Below are 22,318 nucleotides of genomic sequence, written 5' to 3'. Positions count from 1 at the left end.
CGAATTTACAAATTTTTCAGCAAGTAACTGAATTCACTCAGTATCATTGAAGTTGCGCCCCAGATAATATACCCGTTAAAATTTATCACCGGAACTTCCACACCGCGGGAACTCGGCAAAACCATCATTTCCGGTGTTTCTGAAAGACTGAGTAAAGTGGTGACAGGAAATTCTATGAGTTCCACCGCCTCGGTTTTCTGCAGGGTGAAAACCGGATTTTTTCGCGTGTAAGACACAAAAGTCCGTACGTAGAAATTACTTGGCGGAATATAAATGGGCGACATCTCGCGGATGATCCTGTTATAATATTCTTCGATGCCCATTTCCTCAGCAGTTTCGCGTTTTGCAGTCTGTTCAAAATTCTCATCAAACTCCTCTTTTTTGCCACCGGGAAGCGAGATCTGTCCACTGTGTCGGTCGCGCTCGTTCGTACTTCTTACCATCAGGGGGAAATACCATTCATTATCCTTTAAATACAGCAGAATATTTACGGCTGCAAATTTTGGGTTGCGTGTCAGGATCTCGTCATAGGAAAAAATAGGGCGGTAAGGCGGCGAATATATGCAGTGCGCATTTTCGCCCAGCAGTTCCGCGTTCTGTATCTTTTTTAATAAATCTCTTCCGAAAATCTCCATTTTCAAATTTACAAAATAGAATATTTATTCTGTTTTAAAGAAAGGTTAATTTATTTACCAAAACTATTCTCCACATAAATCCCGAAACCTTTAAAAAAAAACCTCCCGAGAATTCAGGAGTTGATGTTTGGTGTAATGTGGCTGTCCGGTTAATTGGAATAGCTCATTAATTCTTCTTTTTTGGAATTCAGCACTTTGTATTCCAGGTACTTGAAGGAATCCCGCGGGATAATGGTGACCCATTTTTTGTATTTCAAATACCATTTTGTCTGAATGCTCACAAGACCTTTGGTAAGATACGCTTCTACGAAAGGGTGGGCGTGAAGAAATATTTTTCCCTTTTCGGATTGAATGATGTTGCGGATGACTTCTTCCATACGCTCCACCACTACGATTGGCGCCAGGATTTCACCGTCGATATTCGGATTCTCTTCTTTTGTTTCGATTTGGTTTTCCGGCCGGGTTCTTTGTCTGGTCAGCTGTATAAGACCAAATTTGCTTGGCGGCAAAATTTTGTGGCGGGCTTTGTCACGCGCCATTTCGGCTTTTAAATGCTCATAAAGGTCGCGGCGGTGGTCGGGATTCGACATATCGATAAAATCCACGACGATGATGCCACCCATGTCGCGGAGCCGCAGCTGACGTGCAATTTCCGTTGCCGCCATTTTGTTCACATGCAGCGCATGTTCTTTGTTGGAATTGTTGCCGGCGGATGAAATATTATTACCGGAATTTACATCAACCACATGTAGGGCTTCGGTATGCTCGATGACGAGGTAAGCGCCTTTGGAACTGGGGATGTTTACGTGTTTCCCGAAACTTTGTTTCAGCTGTTTTTCGACATTGTAATATTCCATCAGCGGAATAGGTTTGTCGTAAAACTGAACGATGTTTTTTCTTTCAGGAGCAATTACTTCCAGGTAATTCCGCATATCATCAACCATCTGCTCATCATCACAAATTATTGAAACGAAATCTGAATTAAAATTATCGCGCAGGATCGACGAGGCTTTATCCTGCTCGCTGAGGATTTTGCTCGGGACCTTGCTTTTCTGCAGATTCTTGAAGGTAGTCTCCCATTTCTGGATGAGCTGATTCATGTCGTTATGCAGTTCGGCGACTTTTTTTCCTTCGGCAACCGTGCGTATGATCACGCCAAAACCTTCGGGCTTAATGCTTTCGATGAGTGTGCGGAGGCGTTCTCTTTCTTCAGCGCTGGCGATCTTTTTGGAAATGGAAACGCTTTTGTCAAAAGGGATCAAGACCAGGAAACGCCCTGTGAGTGAGATCTGTGTAGAGATGCGCGGACCTTTCGTTGAAATCGGCTCTTTGGTAATCTGCAGAATTACGCTGTCGTCTTTCGCCAGAACTTTATCGATGAGGCCGTTTTTGTGAATTTCGGGTTGAATCTCGAAGTTTTTCAGCGACGAGGTGTGCTGTTTCTTGGAAACAGTATCCTTCAGAAACTTTTTATAAGTGAGAAATTGCGGCCCAAGATCCTGGTAATGCAGGAAGGCATCTTTCTCATAACCAATGCTAACAAAAGCAGCGTTTAGGTTGGGTGCAAGCTTTTTTACCTTACCGATAAATAAATCACCTACTACGAAATCGCTTTTGTCCTCCTGTTCATGGAGCTCGAAAAGGCGCCCGTCTTCCAGAAGGGCTATTTTTGATTTTGCATCTTCATGTGAAATTATCAGTTCTTTCTTCATTGTATTACTAAGGAATTAAAGATGTAGAAACCCGGAGATTCAGTAATTCCCAAACATAAAATACATTTTATGCGTTGCGGTTCTGGACCAGTTTTCCGGCTGTTATAAATTATATGTAAGCCGCTTCGGTTTGCTCAGGAGGGCAAGGAATTTGGGTAAACACCATCTTACTTAAAAACAAAAATATAGTCGGTGAAATTTTTAAACATATAAAAACACCAACTATATCGTTATATTGTAAATCGCGAAGAGATTATTTTTTCTTGTGTCTGTTCGCTCTTCTTCTTTTCTTTCTTTTGTGAGTGGCAACCTTGTGTCTCTTTCTTTTCTTTCCGCTTGGCATAATTTAATTTTTAATGTGTAAACTTATATATTCGTTGTTTGTTATTTAACTGCTACTTTGGTTTTTACTTTTTCCACAAAAGTCTTGGAAGGTTTAAAAGCCGGAATATTGTGTGCAGGAATTTCGATTGCAGTGTTTTTGCTGATGTTTCTTCCCGTTTTTGCAGCTCTGGTTTTGATGACGAACGAACCGAAACCTCTTAAATAAACATTTTCCCCACCATACATTGCAGTTCTAATTTCCTGCATGAATGCTTCTACAACTTTCTGAGTTTCATTCTTTTCAGTTCCCAATTTATTTGAGATGGTGTTAACCAATTCTGCCTTTGTCATTTCCTTTTTTTATTTATATTTTTGGTGTGCAAATATAATAACTATTTTTGAAAACAAAAAATCAAAATGCTGATTTTCTTTATGTTGGTAAGAAACTGCTGGATTGGTATCGGATCCATGGCCGCGATTTACCCTTTCGGAAAACCAGTGATCCCTACCATATCTGGATCTGCGAAATCATCTTTCAGCAAACCCGCATTGAGCAGGGTTTAGTCCATTATCAGAATTTTATTGCGCGCTTCCCCGAAGTCCGCTCCCTGGCCGAAGCTGAAACCGATGAGGTTTTACTGTATTGGAAAGGTCTCGGCTACTATTCCCGCGCTTTGAATCTGCATAAAGCAGCGCAACAGATCAGGGATGAGTTCAATGGCGAATTTCCGACCGATTACAACGATATTCTAAGTTTAAAAGGCGTAGGCAAGTATACCGCTGCAGCAATATCAAGCATCTGTTTCGGAAAGAAGATCGCAGCGGTCGACGGGAATTTCTACAGAGTTTTATCGCGTGTCTTTGCCGATGATTTTGATATATCAGCTTCCAAAGCATTTGATTATTTTTCGGACCTGGCTGTGCGAATGATGCCCGATGAAGAAGCCGGACATTTTAATGAAGCCATGATGGATCTCGGCTCCGGAATCTGTAAACCGCGAAATCCACTGTGTGGTGAGTGTCCTTTAAATAACGACTGCGCAGCATTTCAACTCGGGAAAATCCCGCTGTTCCCTGTAAAAACAAAAAAAACCAAAGTCAGCGATCTGGAACTGTTTTACTATTTCGTTCACTTTAAAGATAAATTCCTGATACGGCAACGCGGCGAAGACTTTATCTGGAAGAAACTCTATGAATTCCCCACTCAGATTCCCAATGACTTCGAAAGTTTCTGCACAACCGGAAAAACCATCTTCCACAAGCTCACGCACAAAAACCTTACAATTCATCTGACCGGCGTAAGTGTACCCAGTGCGACGCTGTTTCAGGATTTCGAAAGAGTAAACGGTTTTCAAACAGTAAGTTTTTCCGAGTCGCAGGGTAAATCTTTCCCGAAACCTCTTCAGGATTATCTTGCGTTACATTTCCGACAGGATTAAAATCATTAAAACAAATATCCCGCGCACACCCGAAGCGTCGGTTAAAAATTAAAACTAATTCGTATTTTTGCAAAATGTTTAAAAAACTCGCTTTCACTTTTTTAGGGCTCGCTGTACTTTCCTGTGCGAAGGAAACGCAGCCGAAACCTTCAGGTGAACTCCGGTTAGAATATCCTGCACCAACTTATTCCAAATTTTCATCGCCCTGTAATTTCGGGTTTGAATATTCCACTTTTGCAAAGATTGAAGATGCAAAAAATCCCTGCTGGTATTATATTGACTATCCGAAAATGAAGGCGAAAGTATTTATCACTTACTTCCCCGTGAATAACGACCTGGATCTGCATGTGAAGGAATCTGAGAAAATGGTGTACGAACATACCATAAAAGCCAGCTCGATCGATACTAAGACCTTCAGTTATCCGGAACGGAAAGTGTTCGGAAATTTCTATGAACTGAAAGGTCCCTCAGCCTCGAATCTGCAGTTTTTTGTGACAGATTCCACGAAGCATTACGTCACCGCAAACCTCTATTTTAACTCACGGCCGAAACCTGATTCTTTGGCGCCGGCCGTTGATTATATCAAAAAAGATCTCCTTCACCTCATCGATACATTCGAGTGGAAATGAAACCGGAGAATTTAGAAATTTTAAATTTAAATTAAATCATTAATGAAATTATTAGTTGTAGGTTCAGTCGCTTTTGATGCCATTGAAACGCCTTTCGGAAAAACAGATAAAATCCTTGGCGGTGCCGCCACCTATATTACGCTGGCGTCTTCCGTATTGGGTGTAGATTCCGGTATTGTTTCAATTGTGGGTGGCGATTTTCCACAATCTGATCTGGATATGCTTTCCCGCAGAGGGGTAAATATTGAAGGTATTGAAATCGTGAAAGATGGAAAAACTTTTTTCTGGAGCGGTAAATATCACAACGACCTCAACTCGCGCGATACGCTGGTTACAGAAGTGAATGTGCTGGAACATTTCGATCCTAAAATTCCGGCTTCCATGCAGGACGCGGAAATTCTGTTGTTGGGCAACCTTCATCCCGCTGTTCAAATGACTGTGTTGGAGCGAATGACCAACCGCCCGCAGGTCGTAATCCTGGATACCATGAATTTCTGGATGGATTCTGCATGGGATGATCTAATGCGTGTAATTGCAAAAACAGATGTGATCACCATTAATGATGAAGAGGCTCGACAGCTTTCCGGTGAATATTCCTTGGTAAAAGCTGCTAAAAAAATCCACGAAATGGGTCCTGATTTTGTAATCATTAAAAAAGGTGAGCACGGCGCATTACTTTTCCATGACGGAAAAATTTTCGCAATACCGGCTTTGCCACTTGAAGAGGTTTTTGATCCGACCGGTGCGGGCGATACTTTTGCGGGTGGTTTTGCCTCTTATCTTGCTAAAAAGGAGGATTTCAGTTTCGAAACCATGAAATCTGCGTTAAGCGTTGGTTCTGCCATGGCTTCATTCACCGTTGAAAAATTCGGTACCGAAAGGCTGCAGGAAATTACCGAAAGTGAAATAGTTGCGCGGATTAATAATTTTAAGGACCTTACCACGTTTGAGGTAAACGTTTAACCGTGCTGTTCCGGTTGCGCTCAAATATCCAAAAACTGAAAACTTCTCTTCAAACTCCTAACCTGACATATTTATGAAAAGATTATTTGCCACTGCCATGGTGGTTTTTGTTGCCAATGTTTTGTCTGCACAATATATGATCATTGGGAAAGACAGCATTTCACTGGCTGATTTCAAAAAAGAGTATAAATACGGATTAGATCATAACGGTATTGAAAAAACGATCGGTTCCACGCAGGATTTTTTGCTGCTACAGCAGTTTGCTGCCGAGAAAAAAGTGGATACCACTGCTGCTTTCCGTGAAAAAATGGGTGATAAGGAGAGGGAATTGCGCAAACAATTCTTTTTTCCAAAAGAAATTATCGATCCTGTTCTGAATTCCTATATGAAAGATAACCAGACCGAAAGGGAGGTTCAGATCTTTCTGGTTCGGAAGGAAGCCGGCGACACCACAAACTACACACAGGTCTACAATGATGTGAAATCGGGAAAAATGACGATGGAAGAGGCGATCACCAGGTACGCGAAAACCGATCCTGCACCAATTTTCATAAAACCGGGAAGCGTGGACAGTAAACTGTACGAAGAGTTGAAATCGCTGCCGAACAATACATTCACTAAACTTACCGATGCCACTACTTATGCAACCTTTGCGAAAGTTTTAGATTCACGCCCAAGTTTGGGCTATATGATCTTCGGAACAATTTCTTATCCTAAAAATGAGAAATCCGAAGAGATGAGAAACAAAATCTACGCCGAGTTAAAAACCGGAAAAAGCTTTCAGGAGGTCGCAAAGATGTATGGCGCCAACGAGCAGGAAAAGGAAAATGGCGGTATGATTATGGGTTCGCCCACACTTCCGAAGGATGTCTATGAAATGCTGAAAGGTAAAAAAGGCGGATTTTATACACCCGAGCCCATACTTTATGGTGATAATTACTTTATTTTCACCATCTATAATGTAGAACCTTATGTGTTGACGGAGAAAAACCGCGATTTCTTTCTGCGCGATCTGAACGCTTCTTTATACGCTGAGATCCTTCAGGATAAAATGCTGGCCTACATTAAGAAAGACCAGAGCTATAAGGAGTTTCCGGAATTTGCCCAGGTCAAGAAATCTTATCAGGCTTTCAGTGCGGCCAAAGATGCGGCTGTTCTTTACCAGTACAAAAATTATAAGACCACCATTGCCGACGTGAAAAAACTGATCGGTGACAAAAAGGCTGAGGCCAAAAAAATGACACCGGCTTTCTGGAGCGATGCACTTTCGGGTTTGCAGTCGCAGGATCTGATGCGTTTCTACAGTTTGGATTTTACCAATCAGAAAGCCATCAAAACAGAACTGAATAAATATAAAAAAGAACTGTATTCAGGCTACGTTTTCTCGAACTATCTGAATGATGAAATTGCAAAACATCCAGAGTGGCTTACGGCGTATTACAATAAAAACAAAGGTGACTTTATGTGGGGGAACAGGGCAGAAGGCCGCGTGGCCATAATTGCCGATGACAGCCTGATCCCGGAAATCACCAAAAGCATTAAAGATCCAAAGAAATGGGACGCGCTGAATGCGAAATATTACGGTAAGCTCAACGATAAAAAACAGATCCTGGTTCATTTTGAAAAAGGTGAAATGTCAGAAAACGCCGATGTATTTACAAAATACAAAGTGCCGTTTAAAACCGGAGTTCACCAAACCAAAATGGAAGCCCGCTCTCTTGTGATCGCCATTGATAAGATTCTTACGCCTTCACAAATGTCGGAGAGTGATTCTGCCGAGATGCTGAAAGATGCGGTAACTGAACAGAAACTGCAGGAGCTCATCGCGCAGCAGCGGGCAAAAACCAATATCGTGGTGCAGCCTGAATTTATAAGCGATCTGGAGGCTAATTTTAAGAAATAATTATAATAAAACATGCAGCTTATCTCCCTAAGAATGATAATTTTGCAAATCGATAAAAATTGAACATGAACAGAAACATAAAATTCGCTTTACTACTTACTTTTATACTTGGATTTTTTGGCGTAAAGATGAACGCCCAGTTAAAAACCGGGGATCTGGTCGACGGTATTGCCGTGGTCGTAGGCGACGAAATTATTTTGGAATCCGATATCGAGGACCAGGCCAATTATGCGAAGCAGCAGGGCGCAGATGTTTCTGATAAATGTGAATTCATAGAAAGTATTGTGAGCAATAAGCTGTTGATCTACGAAGCTAAGCGCGATACCCTCATCGAAAACCGGTCGGCTGCCATCAAAGAGCAGGCAGGATTAAAGTACAATCAGATCCTGGGGCAGTTCCCCGATGAGAAAACAATGCTCGCTACGTACAAATTCCGGACTTCTTTTGAAATGAAAAACGCCATCGAGAAAATTGATGCCGATAATTATTACGGACAGATGAAATACGGCCGTATCACCGATAAAGCCGACGTAACGCCAAACGAGGTAACCGATTTCTTTACCACCTATAAATCACAGCTCCCCGAAGTTAAAGATGAAGTGAGTCTCTCGCAAATTATGATGTATCCCAAACTTACTGATGCGCATAAAGATGAGATCATTGCACGCCTCAACAAAATAAAGGCCGATATCTTGGCAGGCGAATCCTTTGAAAGTCAGGCAAGGATTTATTCCGAAGATCCCGGTTCTGCCGCGAAAGGTGGATTGTACACCAATATTTCCAAAGGGAAAATGGTAAAACCATTCGAAGCTGCCGCCCTAAATCTGCAGGAAGGTGAAATTTCTGATCCCGTAGAATCCGATTTTGGCTATCACCTTATACAACTCGTGAAAAAAAGCGGAAAGCAGTACGATGCGCGACATATTTTACTAAAAGCCGAACCCAACGCAGAAGAGATCGCCTCGGCTAAGAAAGAACTCGACAGCATCCGAACTTTGATCACAGAAGGGAAAATGACTTTTAAAGATGCAGCTTTCCGCTTTTCCGATGATAAACACACGAAATTCAACGCCGGCGTTCTGACCGCAGAAGACGGTTCCGATAAGCTTGAAAAACTGAATCTTCCGCCTACGATCGCCTATCAGATTGCAGGTTTAAATAAAGGTGATATCACCGAAGTTTTCGAAGAAACCGTGCCGCAGGACAGAAAAGCAGTTTCAATTGTAAAGATCGATGACGTGATCGCTGCGCACCAGCTGGATATCGCGACCGATTATGACAGGATCAAGCAGATGGCTTTAAATAAAAAGAAAAATGAAATGGTAGAGAAATGGGTGAAAGAAAAACTGCCAAATGTTTTTATCTCCATTAATGACCGTTATAAGAACTGTACTTTTAAAACAGACTGGCGAAAAGTATCAGCCTCAAACTAAAATATAAGATCTCCGTTTTTTTTGACGGAGATTTTTTTTTGTCTTTCTTAATGGCGTTCGCCGGGAATGCAAATGCCAGTATTCAAGGTCGTATTCGCACGGGAAATTTTTGGCTTCCACTTTTCTTTTTCTCATTTATTCTCTAAATTTACCCAATGAGTAGTTTTATAGATTTCGGAGCTGCAAAAAAGCTGAAGGACATGTCGCAAAATCAAAACCGGATTACCGGTTTATTTCAGATCAAATATCCAATTATTCAGGGTGGCATGATCTGGCATTCCGGTTGGCGTCTGGCTTCAGCGGTATCGAATAACGGCGGTTTAGGTCTTATTGGAGCCGGAAGTATGTATCCCGATACTCTACGCGAAAATATACAGAAATGCAAAGCCGCGACAGATAAACCTTTCGGTGTAAATGTGCCTATGCTTTACCCAAACCTTGATGAAGTCATTAACATAATCCTTGAAGAAAAAGTAAAGGTCGTTTTCACTTCAGCCGGAAATCCCAAAACCTATACTGAAACCCTTCAGAAAGAAGGTTTGAAAGTGGCTCACGTCGTTTCCTCCACAAAGTTCGCCCTTAAATGTGAGCAGGCAGGTGTAGATGCGGTTGTTGCGGAAGGATTTGAAGCCGGCGGCCATAACGGGCGCGATGAGACTACAACTTTTTGTCTTATCCCAAACGTCCGGAAACATATTTCAACACCGCTGATTGCAGCGGGTGGCATTGCCTTAGGCTCGCAAATGAAAGCAGCGATGATCTTGGGCGCAGATGGTGTGCAGATCGGTTCGCGCTTCGCTGCCACGCAGGAAGCAAGTTCACACCATGACTGGAAAAATAAGATCATTTCGCTGAATGAAGGCGATACTCATTTAACCTTAAAGGAACTTGCGCCCGTAAGAATGGTCAAAAATAAATTCTACCACGATCTCGAAAAACTGTATGAGACCGGTCGCAATGTCGATGCCTTAAAAGAAACACTTGGCAGAGCGCGGTCCAAACGCGGCATGTTCGAAGGCGACCTGGAGGAAGGCGAACTTGAGATCGGACAGGTTTCCGCTTTAATTGAGGAAATTCTTCCGGTAGAAAAGGTTTTCGAAAATATCTTAAAGGAATACTACGGCGCCTCCGTAAGCGATTTTTAAGTTTTTAAAATCCGGAGATTTTGCTTTAACCTTGTTTTATTCCTGTCATCAAAGGTTGAAATAATCCGATGACTGTTTCAGCGCTCCAGAAAAATAATCACTTACTTTGGCGGGCGGGTTTTGGACCGCGTCTTTCGCAGATAGAAAATTCAAAGCAACTTTCGCTGCAGGAAATCGGGAAAAGTTTATCTTCAACTTATCCTTTTCAGCCTCTGCAGCTCAGCGAACCCACTGAAAATCTTGATTATAAAAAGTTCGGTAATCTGGATGCCGCCTCGAAAAAAGAAGCCGCCAGGAAAAACCGCCGCAGCAATATAGAACTCAATTTGAAGTTCCTCAATCAAATGGTTCAGTCCGAAGATCAGCTCCGCGAAAAGATGGCTTTTTTCTGGCACGGCCATTTTGCCTGCCGCACCAACAATTCCCTCTTTAATTTACAGTTGCTGAATACCATCCGCGAAAATGCGCTCGGTAATTTCGGTGAGCTTTTGAAGGCGGTTTCGCAAAGTCCGGCAATGCTTCAGTTCCTGAATAATCAGCAAAACAAAAAGGACCATCCCAATGAAAATTTTGCGCGCGAGGTCATGGAGCTTTTCACTATGGGACGCGGGAATTATTCAGAAAAAGATGTTCAGGAAGGTGCGAGAGCTTTTACAGGCTGGAGTTTCGGACCTGAAGGAACTTTTTTCGAGCGCCCCAAAACGCACGATTTCGGACCAAAAACCTTTCTCGGCAAAACCGGAAATTTCGATGGCAGTGATATTCTGAGAATAATCCTGGAACAAAAAGCAACTTCGCGGTTCATCGTTTCCAAAATTTACAGATTTTTTGTTAATGAAAAATTGAACACATCCATTATAAATGATTTGAGTGAAAAATTTTACGCCTCGAATTACGATATTAAAAAGTTGCTCTCGGAAATATTTACGGCCAAATGGTTCTACGCAGAAGATAATATCGGTGCAAAAATTAAATCGCCGGTTGAACTGATGGTCGGTATGCTGCGGATCCTGCCGATGAAGATTGGGAAACCCGAAAATTTAATTGTCTACCAGAAACTTTTGGGGCAAATGCTGCTGTATCCGCCGAATGTAGCGGGCTGGCCTTCGGGGAAATCCTGGATCGACAGTTCTACATTGATGGTGCGGCTTCAGATGCCGCAGATCTGGTCGGGGCTGCGGCCTTTGGAACTGGAACCAAAAAGTGACGACGATATAGAAATGGGCATGAAAACCGCAATTAATTCCGCGAAAAATTTTAAGAACCCAAATATCACCATCGACTGGAATTTGGTTGAGTCTGTTTTTAAAAACAGAAATATCGAGGAATTGCTCCTGCAGAAAAGTGCCTCACTTTCAAAGGATACGGTTCAGAAATTTTCGGACAGTTCTGTGAAACAGGAAATCATCAACGTAATGTCGACGCCGGAATATCAGCTTTGTTAAACGGAAGGAAATCCAAGTTTAAAATTTACTTTTCTCATATCTCATATCTCATATCTCACTTCTCACCATCTCACATCTCACATCTCCCATCTCAAATCTCCAGTTATGTTACTTAAAAGACGCGACTTCCTCAAAATATCCTCGTTGGCAACAGCTTCGCTCATGATGCCGAATTTTTTAAAAGCAATGGCTCTGCCTGAGGCAGTTGATCGTGAAAAACGTATTCTCGTTATCCTTCAATTGACGGGTGGAAACGATGGTTTGAATACAGTCATTCCGGCGCGAAATGATATTTACTTTAGGGAAAGATCTGCAATCGCGATCACTGATTCACTGTCTTTAACGGAGGAAGCCGGCATTAATCCCTCGCTGAGTTATTTTAAAGAGCTTTTTGATAACGGTGAACTGGCCGTTTTGAATAATGTCGGTTACCCAAATCCGGACAAATCGCATTTCCGAAGTATGGATATCTGGCAGTCTGCGAGCAGAAGCGATGAGTTTCTGGAAACCGGCTGGGTCGGGCGCTATCTGGATGAAGCTTGCTACGACTGCGCACATCCCACGCAGGCACTGGAAATCGACGACATGTTGAGTTTGACCTTAAAGGGAAAAAATAAAAAAGCTTTCGCCTTCAAAGAACCGAAAAGACTTTACGAAACCTCTCAGGAAAAGTATTTTAAATCACTTTACGACTCCCACAACCACGCCGACGAAACGGTAGAATATCTCTACCAGACCATGGGTTCCACCATTGATAATGCCGGATATATTTTCGCGAAGAGCAAGGCAAAGGCCAGCAGCGCGACTTATCCGGATTCCGCTTTGGCAAAAGATTTCCGCACTGTTTCCTCACTTATTAATTCAGATATCAACACCAAAGTGTACTATCTGTCTATTGGGAGTTTCGATACGCATGTGAATCAAAACCAAAGACAGACACAGCTTTTTACGCAGATCAATGAGGCCGTGAAAGCGTTTGTTCAGGACCTGAAATCCAATGGAAGGTTTGAAGATGTATTATTAATGACTTTTTCGGAATTTGGCCGAAGGGTTTCCCAAAATGCGAGCAAAGGAACGGATCACGGTACTGCGAATCAGATGTTTTTCGCTTCCGGCGGTTTAAAAAAGAAAGGATTGCTTAATGCATTGCCGGACCTTCAGAAACTGAATGATGGTGACCTGATCTATACTGAAGATTTCCGGAAAGTATATGCGACCGTCTTGAAAAGCTGGCTGGGCGCCGATTCTTCTAAGATTCTCGGCTGGAAAAATGGGCTTTATGATTTTATTTAAAGTTTAGCTGTAGAACTATGACGGATCATTTCCGCGTTGAAGCTTCTTTTGAATGAGCTGTAAGTCTGAATCAAAGGCAATTTTTGATGAAAGTATAAGGCTTCCGTATGAGTATAATCACATTTTCTGCGTGCCCACAATCGCTATCTTTGTTTATATAATCGTGGTATGAAAGACGCCGAACTGAAAGTCCTGAAATATTCTGAATCTTTTCGGGATCAGTTTACCATGATTCTCTACAAAAAATTTCTTCGAAAACCGACCTGAGTTTCTTTTTCAGCACTTTGTCCCGAAGGCGCCGACGCCTTTAATAAAAAAACAAAAACACTTTAAAAAGAAACTTAAAAAATGGTACCAAAAAGAAACAGTTGGGCAGAACCGTATAAAATTAAAATGGTGGAACTGCTCAAAATGACGACACCTGAACAACGGAAAAAAGCTTTGGCCGAAGCCGGTTATAACACTTTTCTCCTAAAATCCGAAGATGTATATATCGACCTGCTCACGGATAGCGGAACCAACGCAATGAGCGATGATCAGTGGAGCGGCATGATGCACGGTGACGAAGCTTATGCGGGAAGTAAGAATTATTACAACCTCGAAAAAGCCGTCGCAGAGGTTTACGGTTATCCGTATCTGATTCCCACACATCAGGGTCGTGGTGCGGAAAATATTCTTTCACAAATCATGATCAAAGCCGGAGATATCGTGCCGGGAAATATGTATTTTACAACTACGAGACTTCACCAGGAACTGGCGGGCGGGATTTTCCACGATGTAATTATTGATGAAGCACATGATTCCACGTCGGATTTTCCCTTTAAAGGAAATGTCGATCTTAATAAACTAGATAAACTTGTTGAGGAATTTGGCGCGGAAAAAATTCCGTATCTCTGCGTGGCAGTGACCGTAAACCTGGCAGGTGGGCAGCCCGTAAGTATGGCCAATCTGAAAGAAGTCCGGAAATATACGGAAAAGAAAGGCATTAAGGTCATGCTCGATATGACGCGTATTGCGGAAAATGCTTTTTTCATCCAGCAAAAAGAAGAAGGTTACCGTTTGAAAACCATCGCGGAAATCGTGAAGGAAATCTGCAGTTTAACAGACGGCGCCACCTTTAGCGGGAAAAAAGATGCGCTTGTAAACATTGGTGGATTCCTGGCTTTGCGTGATGAAGGTATTTTCGAAGAAGCGCGCAATATGGTCGTTGTTTATGAGGGACTTCATACCTACGGCGGTATGGCGGGAAGAGATATGGAAGCGATGGCGATTGGTATTCACGAAAGTGTGCAGGATGAACACATGAAAGCCAGAATAGGTCAGGTATTTTATCTGGGCGATAAAATGCGGGAATTCGGTGTGCCGATTGTAAAACCTATTGGCGGGCATGGGATTTTTGTGGATGCGAAACAGTTTTTACCACATCTGTCGCAGGATGAATTTCCGGCGCAGACCTTAGCAGCGGAAATTTATCTGGATGCCGGAATACGGACCATGGAAAGAGGAATTGTTTCAGCCGGAAGGAAATCCAACGGCGAAAATCACTATCCGAAACTGGAACTCGTGCGTTTTACCGTTCCCCGCCGCGTCTATACCCAGGCGCACATGGATGTGATCGCGGAATCTACCGCCAGAGTTTATGAACGACGAAATTCCATCAAAGGTTTGAAAATGATCTACGAACCGAAATACCTGCGGTTTTTCCAGGCGAGATTTGAACAAATTTAAAATAATGGAAACCACCTTGAGAGAGGTGGTTTTTTGGTTTTATTGGTAGTACTTTGATTTTTATTATTAATTTTAGAAAACTAATTAAAAATAAGTTTATGGACCCAATAACAATTTCATCATTAGCAGTATTATACCCTTTCTTAATAGAAATGGCCAAAAAAGGTGCAGAGAAAATCGTCGAAACGAGTAGTGAAAGTTTAACAAATGGAAGTATTAGTTGGCTAAAATCTTTATTCTTTAAATATGGCGAACCAAAAAATGCTTTAAAAAATTTAGTAGATAAACCTGAAAGTGTCGATCATCAAAATGCTGTCAAAACAATTGTAGAGAACTCGATAGAAGATAATCCGGAAAATGAAAAATTTTTAAAAGATATTTTACAAAATTTGCCGAAAATCAGCAATGTTATAGCAAATAGTAAAAATGTAGTTACGGGCAATGTGAATACAGGAGGTGGGAATTTTATAACTGGGGACAATAACCAAATATCATAAAAGTGCAAGTTGACAAAAATAAAATTGATAGTTCTATAATTAAAACTGAAGGTGGAGATTTTGTAAATGGCGACAATAATTTTATTCAGAAAATTATTATAAATCTTGAAAATAAGGAAGAAAAATTAAAAAGCATAATTGAACAAACCAAAAATGTTATAAATAAAATTCAATCAGATATATCGGGCGTGCAAATAGGACGAAATCTTACTCAGTTATCTATTGCAGAGTTGTTGAATAAAAACCAATTTATATTCATCGACGGAGAAGCAGGCTCAGGTAAATCTGCATATGCGAAACAAATTCTGGAATCACTTGAAAACACTTGTATAATATCTTTCGCAGCAGATCAATTCTTAAGAAGTTCTCTTTTAAACACGTTGCACGAAATAAGTGTTTCTATAAGTATTACAGAAATATTTAATGAGTTTAAAGAGTTTCCTAATAAGTTAATTTATATAGACAGTTTTGAGAAATTGTTGGAAGGAGATGCGGAAGCATTTAAAGAATTAATGACAATTTTAGCAGAAAATAAGACTGTAAAATTGATTACTTCTTGTAGGAGTTATGCTTTAGATAAATTACTATTTAATTATGTCGACAAAAAATTATTACAGAATAATTCAACAATAATAAAAGTCCCGCCACTTACTATCGAAGAATTGGAACACTTTGTTAAATATATACCTGCACTAGATTCCATTGTAAAAAATGAACATCTTTCCGAAATTGTTAGAATTCCGAAATATCTTTCCTTAGCTGAAAAACTAATTTCAGTGACAGATGAAGATTTATCTGTCATTAATATTACCGAGTTTAAAAAGCAGCTTTGGAATAATGTGGTTGGTGGAAGTAATATACTTTTTGAACAAAATAGACAAAACACATTTATTGATGTTGTTGTGAAGAGGGCAAAAAATCTTACCCTACTAACAACTGTAAAAGAATTTGATTCAGATATTATACATAGATTGAAATCCGATGGAATTTTGTTTGAGGAAAACGAATTATATGCTCCATCACACGATATATTTGAGGATTGGGGATTGATTAAGTATATAAATAATTTAAAAGTTAACAATCCTAAAATTAATATTTTTTATGATTTACTGTCTAATGAACCTGCTATCAGAAGAGGATATAGATTATGGATTGAATCTAAAGTAGAAGAATCTGAAAATTGGATTTATAACTTTGTGATTGAAACAATTAACAATGCATCAATTGAAAACCATTGGAAAGATGAGATTTTAATCGCAATAATTAAGTCTGACTTATGTAATAAATTTTTTATTGAGAATAAAGATGAACTTCTAGAAGATGATTTAAATCTACTTAAAAAAGTAATCCACTTACTTAAAATTAGTGGGAAAGATTTTAATCAATGTCCCAATAATAAGGGGTGGGACGTTGTCATAAAATTTTTGTTTGAAAATATTGACGAGATTTCAGGAATAGACGTTCAAATATTAAGATTTTTATATGACTGGGAAAACATTTTATATTTTGGAACAATTACCCATTTAGATACACCAAAGTATGTAGGTAAAATTGTTGACACGATTCTAAATAATTTTGAGGAAGGGGCAGATTGGATGAATGCAGGTGAAAGCAGTTCTTTAACAGAAAAAGGAATAAAATTACTGTATAAATTGACAAAATACATTCCTGTGGAAATAAAAGTATTACTTGATAATTTATTTATTAAAGATGCAGAAGAAAATTACAAAATAAAAGATAGAAAGAGAAAACAGGCGCAATATGCTTTATCTCATTTCCATTCAGGTACATTACCAGAATTATTTCCCGATGAACTTATAAAACTTGCCAATTTTAAATGGAAATATATAAAAGTTAAATCTAGAAGTCGGTTTGGCTTTGAACATCATGATTCCGGGATAGAACAACATTTCGGTTTAACTACTAGACATGATTTTAGTTATTTTCCCCAAAGCGCTTATCAAACATTCGTTTTTAAACTTCTCAAAACTAATCCTTGGAAAGCATTAGATTTTATTATAGAATTTACAAATTACTGTGTTGAATATTATGTTAAATCAGATTTTTTAAAAGATGATGGTTTTGCAAGGACTGCAGATGATATAAAAACAATTGAAATTTTATATAACAACAAAAGTTATTCAATTTATGGATCTACTTATTTGTGGTCTGTAAATCGAGGCGGAAATACCACTGTTCCATATTTATTGCAATCAATAGTTGTTGCTTTGGAAAGATATTTACATGAAATAGGGGAGATCGAATCAGAGAAAGCTAATGAATTAATTCAGACATTTTTTGATGATATATACACAAAATCTAACTCTGTAATTCTTGTTTCTGTTCTTTCAAGTATAACTATGGCTTATCCTACAAAAGTAGGAGATAAATTTTTACCCCTTTTGTCTGACAAGCATATTTTCGATTGGGATAGAAATAGATGGTCGAATGAATTTATGGCAGGATCATTACTCGGATTGCCGAATTATTCTTGGGAAGCAGATTTATGTGATAATGAAAGAAAAGAAGCATTGAAATGGGAGCATAGACAAAAATATCATAAGGGTTTAACAGGCTTCTTAATTCAATATCAGTTATTCTATGGAAATTTAGATGGAAGAATTTTTGAAATGATTGATACTTTAGAATATAAACATGACAAACAAGATGTTTACTTTTTAAAATTATTATCCGAAATCGATCGTAGAAAACAAAAAATAGAAGAAGTTGAACATGAAGGTAAAAAAGTTATACAAATATCTCCTAATTATTCAGTCGATGCTTCTTTAGAAAAGGAAATGCAGCGTAATGAAATACAAAGTGATTTTCAGAATGAATATTCAAAATATACATTATGGATTGCACAAACATTTCAAAAGAAGTCAGAAGAAAATGTTTCTTATGAATATTGGAAAGAAAGTTTTAAATATTACCAAAATTATGACAAATCCAAATTAGACTTTTTTAATGTATTTCCAGTAGGTACTTTGGCAACATTAGGATTGGATTTGTTTAGCAGTAAAATAAACGATGATGAATTTGAATTTTGTATTGATACGATTTTAAAAATTGCTAAAGAACTATATGAAAGGAAAACAAATGAGCGCGATTATGAAAATCTTTATTCTAAAGTAAGTATCTATGATAACGACTCGATATATCATTCACTACCTAATTTACTCTTATTTAAAAATAAATTTAATGACATAAGAATTGATGAAATTAGAAATCTTATTTTTTTGTTTCTCAGAGATATTCATCCTGAAAAAGACCATCATTTAAAAAATCTTCATAAATCATTTAATAAAGTTGTTTGGGACATAGATTACCAATTTGCTTATAATTGTTTCATAGGATTAATTTTATATTCTGAATTTAACAAAAAATATAAAAAACACGTTCAATATTCAGAAAAAGAAATAAAAAAAAATCAAAATGAAGAAAGAGAAATTTTAGATTTTATTCAGCAGAATGATAAAGATTATGAGTTTACAGATCTAACTTACCTCAAATATTCTCACTGGGATTTAGATAAAGCATTACATATTTTCCCGATTTATAAAGAATATAATTTTTCGTACAACTTTCTTGAGAAAGTATTTAGTGCCCAAATCGAATCTTATTTATTTGGAAAAGAAAGATATATTTATCATAAAATAGGATCTTCTATCAAAGGAATTATTGTTGATTTTCTTTTTGAAATTCCTTCAAATGAAAATGCAAAACTATTTGTTGAGTTTATAATAGATAAAGGGATTAATTTTAAACCTGAAAACCGTGAACAATATGATGTTATAAAATTTATCAAAGAAATAATACAATGGTTCTATTACAAAGTTGATAGCAATAGCGACTCTGAAAAAATGTTAGATAATTTATGGGTCTATTGGGAAATACTTTATTCAAAAGTTAAATATGAAACAAAATTATTCAATCAAGAATTTCTATTTTATGGCAATTGGAAGTCTGACGCAGATAATTGGATAATATTACAGGACGAAACAAGATCAAATATTTATTTAAAAAAAATAGAGAAACTTAATTATGTTAATATAAGTTCTTTAATGCAACTTTTATCTGGTATTGGTTTTCAAAGTTTAATGCCTTATGGGATTAAAATTTTAACTAAGCATTTAAAATCTGATATTAATAAGATGGTTGAAATAAATTATTATTATGGAGAAAAATTAGTAATGAGTAGTTTTAAAAACAAGTTTAAAACCATCAAAGAAGATGACTCATTATTGGATGAATTCTTATGGTTTTTAAATTTGATGATTAATCTCGGCTCTTCAAAGGCATATTACATTAGGGAAAATCTTATTCTCTACAAGAAAAAGAACAATTGATTTTTAGAAAAAACAACTTGTTTTCAGGTTATTAATTTTAAACAAACGCGCTAAACCCAGTAATACTTCTGCCGACAATCAGCGAATTAATCTCTTTGTGCCTTCATAGGAATAGATGGCTTAAGCATCGATGACGAATTGGGCAAATTTGTATTATCATAAAATACCGTTTCTAGCCAGCACTTCGCGAGCGCGGGAAGCTTAAACCATAAAAAAAATCCGCTGAAAAAATTCAGCGGATCACTAATTATATTTCTGTTTGTTAGAAACCTTCCGGCTTCTCGTTACCTGGATTCTCACCTTCGTTTAAAGGCTTGAAATTATCTTCGCCGGCCGAACGCTCGCTGGATTGCGAGTCTTGCTGAGGTCTGTTATTTCCGCCATTTTGGTTTCCTTCACGTTTGTCGCCTCTTGGACCGTTGTTGTCGCGGTTACCGCGGTTGTCACGGTTGTCACGACTGTTATCGCGTCTTGGCCGGTCATTGTTTTGAGGTCTGTCACCTTGCGGACGTTCTTCTCTTGGAGGTCTTTCCAATAAAACCTTGCGTGAAAGTTTCATTTTCTTACGGTCATCGTAACCCATGAATTTTACTTCTACCATGTCGCCTTCATTGTATGGAACATTGTCGAGGCGTCTCCATTCGATCTCGGAGATGTGCAGTAAACCTTCGGTACCTTTCGCAATCGCTACGAATGCACCGAAATCCATTACTTTCACAACTTTACCGTTGTACACGCTTCCGATTACAGGAACGAAACAGATCTCGTTGATCGCTGCAATGGTTGCGTTGATGTTCTCTCTGTTCACACCTGAAATCTCGATTCTGCCGATTTCACCGATTTCTTCAATCGCGATAACGGTTTCGAAATCTTTCTGCATCTGCTGAATGATCTTTCCTCCAGGTCCGATGATGGCGCCGATGAAGTCTTTTGGAACTTCCAGAACTTCCATTTTCGGTGCGTGCGGTTTCACGTCCGGTCTTGGTGCGTCAAGTGTTTTCAGTAATTCGTTAAGGATGTGCAGTCTTCCGTCTTTCGCCTGAAGTAGCGCTTTTTCCATGATGTCCATGGTCAGACCTTCTACTTTGATGTCCATCTGGCAAGCCGTAATTCCGTCTGCAGTTCCTGTTACTTTAAAGTCCATATCACCTAAGTGATCTTCATCACCTAATATATCAGAAAGTACGGTGAATTTACCGGATTTTGGATCGGTTACCAAGCCCATCGCAATTCCCGAAACCGGTTTTGAAATCTGAACACCGGCATCCATTAAAGCTAAAGTTCCGGCACAAACCGTCGCCATTGAAGACGAACCGTTTGATTCTAAAATATCAGAAACGATACGGATGGTGTAAGGATTTTCTGTAGGGATCATTTTCGCTAAAGCTCTTTGAGCTAAGTTTCCGTGACCTACTTCTCTTCTTGAAGTTCCTCTTAAAGGTCTTGCTTCACCGGTTGAGAATGGTGGGAAGTTATAGTGTAGGAAGAATTTTTGATCATAATTAATGGCAACCGTGTCCACCATGTTGGCGTCTTTTACAGAACCTAAAGTTACTGCAGTCAATGACTGAGTTTCTCCTCTTGTAAAGATCGCAGAACCGTGTGCTCCCGGTAAATAATCAACTTCTGACCAGATCGGGCGAATGGTTTCCGGTGTTCTGCCGTCCAGACGGATCTTGTCGTTAAGGATCATTTGGCGCATCGCTTCTTTTTCCACGTCGTGGAAATAGATTTTTGCGAATGGCTTCACTTCCTCTAATTCCTCTTCGGAATATTGTGCCAGGAATTCTTCCAGAACTGCCTGGAAGTTTTCATGTCTTTCTTCTTTTGCTGAAGGAGATTTTGCAACCTCATAAACTTTATCATAAGTCTGAGCCCAAACTTTCTCACGAATTTCTTCGTTGTGGTTCTCGTGGCTGTATTCTCTTTTTGGTAGTGATTTGCCAACTTTCTCGGCTAATCTTTCCTGTGCGGCAACCTGAACTTTAATTTCTTCGTGTGCAAATTTAATCGCTTCGATCATTTCCTGTTCAGAAATTTCTTCCATTTCACCTTCTACCATTACGATAGAATCTTTTGTTGCACCAACCATAATATTTAAATCTGCTTTCGCTAAATTTTCCATACTTGGGTTTACAACAAGATTTCCGTCGATTCTGGCAACAGTTACTTCAGACATTGGTCCGTTGAAAGGAATATCAGTGAGTGCGATCGCTGCAGATGCTGCCAGTCCGGCCAAAGATTCCGGCATACATTCCTTATCATAAGAAATCAGGGAGATCATCACCTGAACTTCTGCATGAAAATCTGATGGGAAAAGCGGACGTAAAACACGGTCGACTAATCTCATTGTTAAAATTTCTTCATCAGATGGTCTTGCTTCTCTCCTGAAAAAATTTCCGGGAATTTTACCTGCGGAGTAAAATTTCTCTCTGTAATCTACTGTCAGTGGCAGAAAGTCTACACCTTCCTTTGCCTCTTTGCTGGCTACAACTGTGGCCAGGAGCATGGTGCCACCCATTTTTACTACAACGGATCCGTTGGCCTGCTTGGCCAGTTTTCCCGTTTCGATGGTGATTTCTCTGCCATCGCTTAATTGAATTTTTTCAATAATTGCTTGTGGAGCATTCATAAAATTTGTTCGTCTTTGGCACTCCGTATTGAGTGCAGTTAGTATTTAATCTATTTAAATTTTCGTGGGCAAATGTACGGAATTTTCGCGAGTGCATCGGGAAGTTGCATAATAGGGTATTGCAATTTAATTTTCCCGGAATTCATTAACTGTAAAATGAGTTTTCAGCCGGAAGTAGAATAAGTCTTTAT

General features: G+C 39.2%; 15 protein-coding genes and 1 pseudogene. 11 read left to right on the top strand and 5 right to left on the bottom strand.

Annotation, left to right across the window (positions count from 1 at the left end; genetic code table 11):
* Window positions 1-5 precede the first annotated feature (5 nt).
* From H562_RS0111810 to H562_RS0111800, 3 genes are all read right to left on the bottom strand, one after another.
* Entirely contained in the window at window positions 6-635 is a 630-nt protein-coding gene (locus tag H562_RS0111810) for an NUDIX hydrolase (protein ID WP_027377691.1), read from the bottom strand.
* Between the two features lie 149 nt (window positions 636-784).
* The gene (locus H562_RS0111805) at window positions 785-2,347 is read right to left on the bottom strand and encodes an Rne/Rng family ribonuclease (protein ID WP_027377690.1); all 1,563 of its coding nucleotides are present in this window, start codon (window positions 2,345-2,347) and stop codon (window positions 785-787) included.
* Window positions 2,348-2,731: 384 nt separating this feature from the next.
* Window positions 2,732-3,022, bottom strand: a complete 291-nt coding sequence (locus tag H562_RS0111800) for an HU family DNA-binding protein (RefSeq protein WP_027377689.1) — start codon at window positions 3,020-3,022, stop codon at window positions 2,732-2,734.
* A gap of 47 nt (window positions 3,023-3,069) precedes the next feature.
* Between H562_RS0111800 and mutY the strand changes: the two genes are divergently transcribed.
* The 11 genes from mutY to H562_RS0111735 all read left to right on the top strand — a co-directional run bounded on the left by mutY (window position 3,070) and on the right by H562_RS0111735 (window position 19,495).
* On the top strand, window positions 3,070-4,110 hold the full coding sequence (gene mutY / locus H562_RS0111795) for an A/G-specific adenine glycosylase (RefSeq protein ID WP_027377688.1): 1,041 nt from the start codon (window positions 3,070-3,072) through the stop codon (window positions 4,108-4,110).
* A gap of 74 nt (window positions 4,111-4,184) precedes the next feature.
* The gene (gene gldD / locus H562_RS0111790) at window positions 4,185-4,739 is read left to right on the top strand and encodes a gliding motility lipoprotein GldD (protein WP_027377687.1); all 555 of its coding nucleotides are present in this window, start codon (window positions 4,185-4,187) and stop codon (window positions 4,737-4,739) included.
* A 42-nt stretch (window positions 4,740-4,781) separates the two neighbouring features.
* Window positions 4,782-5,702 carry a PfkB family carbohydrate kinase gene (locus tag H562_RS0111785; RefSeq protein WP_027377686.1) on the top strand — a complete coding sequence of 307 codons (921 nt, stop codon included), beginning with the start codon at window positions 4,782-4,784 and terminating at the stop codon, window positions 5,700-5,702.
* Between the two features lie 73 nt (window positions 5,703-5,775).
* On the top strand, window positions 5,776-7,605 hold the full coding sequence (locus tag H562_RS0111780) for a hypothetical protein (RefSeq protein ID WP_027377685.1): 1,830 nt from the start codon (window positions 5,776-5,778) through the stop codon (window positions 7,603-7,605).
* A gap of 65 nt (window positions 7,606-7,670) precedes the next feature.
* Window positions 7,671-9,038, top strand: coding sequence for a peptidylprolyl isomerase (locus H562_RS0111775; RefSeq protein WP_027377684.1), 1,368 nt, complete (start codon window positions 7,671-7,673; stop codon window positions 9,036-9,038).
* Window positions 9,039-9,193: 155 nt separating this feature from the next.
* Complete coding sequence (locus tag H562_RS0111765; RefSeq protein ID WP_394330174.1) at window positions 9,194-10,183, top strand: NAD(P)H-dependent flavin oxidoreductase; 990 nt, start codon at window positions 9,194-9,196, stop codon at window positions 10,181-10,183.
* Window positions 10,184-10,251: 68 nt separating this feature from the next.
* Window positions 10,252-11,628 carry a DUF1800 domain-containing protein gene (locus H562_RS0111760; RefSeq protein WP_027377682.1) on the top strand — a complete coding sequence of 459 codons (1,377 nt, stop codon included), beginning with the start codon at window positions 10,252-10,254 and terminating at the stop codon, window positions 11,626-11,628.
* Between the two features lie 105 nt (window positions 11,629-11,733).
* The gene (locus H562_RS0111755; RefSeq protein WP_027377681.1) at window positions 11,734-12,921 is read left to right on the top strand and encodes a DUF1501 domain-containing protein; all 1,188 of its coding nucleotides are present in this window, start codon (window positions 11,734-11,736) and stop codon (window positions 12,919-12,921) included.
* A gap of 348 nt (window positions 12,922-13,269) precedes the next feature.
* Complete coding sequence (locus H562_RS0111745) at window positions 13,270-14,649, top strand: tyrosine phenol-lyase (protein WP_027377680.1); 1,380 nt, start codon at window positions 13,270-13,272, stop codon at window positions 14,647-14,649.
* Between the two features lie 98 nt (window positions 14,650-14,747).
* Complete coding sequence (locus H562_RS0111740; protein WP_156831997.1) at window positions 14,748-15,146, top strand: hypothetical protein; 399 nt, start codon at window positions 14,748-14,750, stop codon at window positions 15,144-15,146.
* 2 nt (window positions 15,147-15,148) lie between these two features.
* Window positions 15,149-19,495 (top strand): NACHT domain-containing protein, encoded by a 4,347-nt coding sequence (locus H562_RS0111735; RefSeq protein ID WP_027377678.1) that lies wholly within the window; start codon window positions 15,149-15,151, stop codon window positions 19,493-19,495.
* A gap of 37 nt (window positions 19,496-19,532) precedes the next feature.
* Here the strand turns inward: H562_RS0111735 and H562_RS15790 are convergent.
* Window positions 19,533-19,693, bottom strand: a pseudogene (locus H562_RS15790) (acyl-CoA dehydrogenase family protein); the annotation flags it as partial.
* 64 nt (window positions 19,694-19,757) lie between these two features.
* Window positions 19,758-22,127 (bottom strand): polyribonucleotide nucleotidyltransferase, encoded by a 2,370-nt coding sequence (locus tag H562_RS0111730; RefSeq protein WP_027377677.1) that lies wholly within the window; start codon window positions 22,125-22,127, stop codon window positions 19,758-19,760.
* Window positions 22,128-22,318: the final 191 nt, after the last annotated feature.

It is taken from the genome of Kaistella palustris DSM 21579, from assembly GCF_000422265.1.
Classification (GTDB): domain Bacteria; phylum Bacteroidota; class Bacteroidia; order Flavobacteriales; family Weeksellaceae; genus Kaistella; species Kaistella palustris.
The sequence above is the reverse complement of the archived record's forward strand: the minus strand, read 5'-3'. Positions and strand labels throughout refer to the sequence as shown.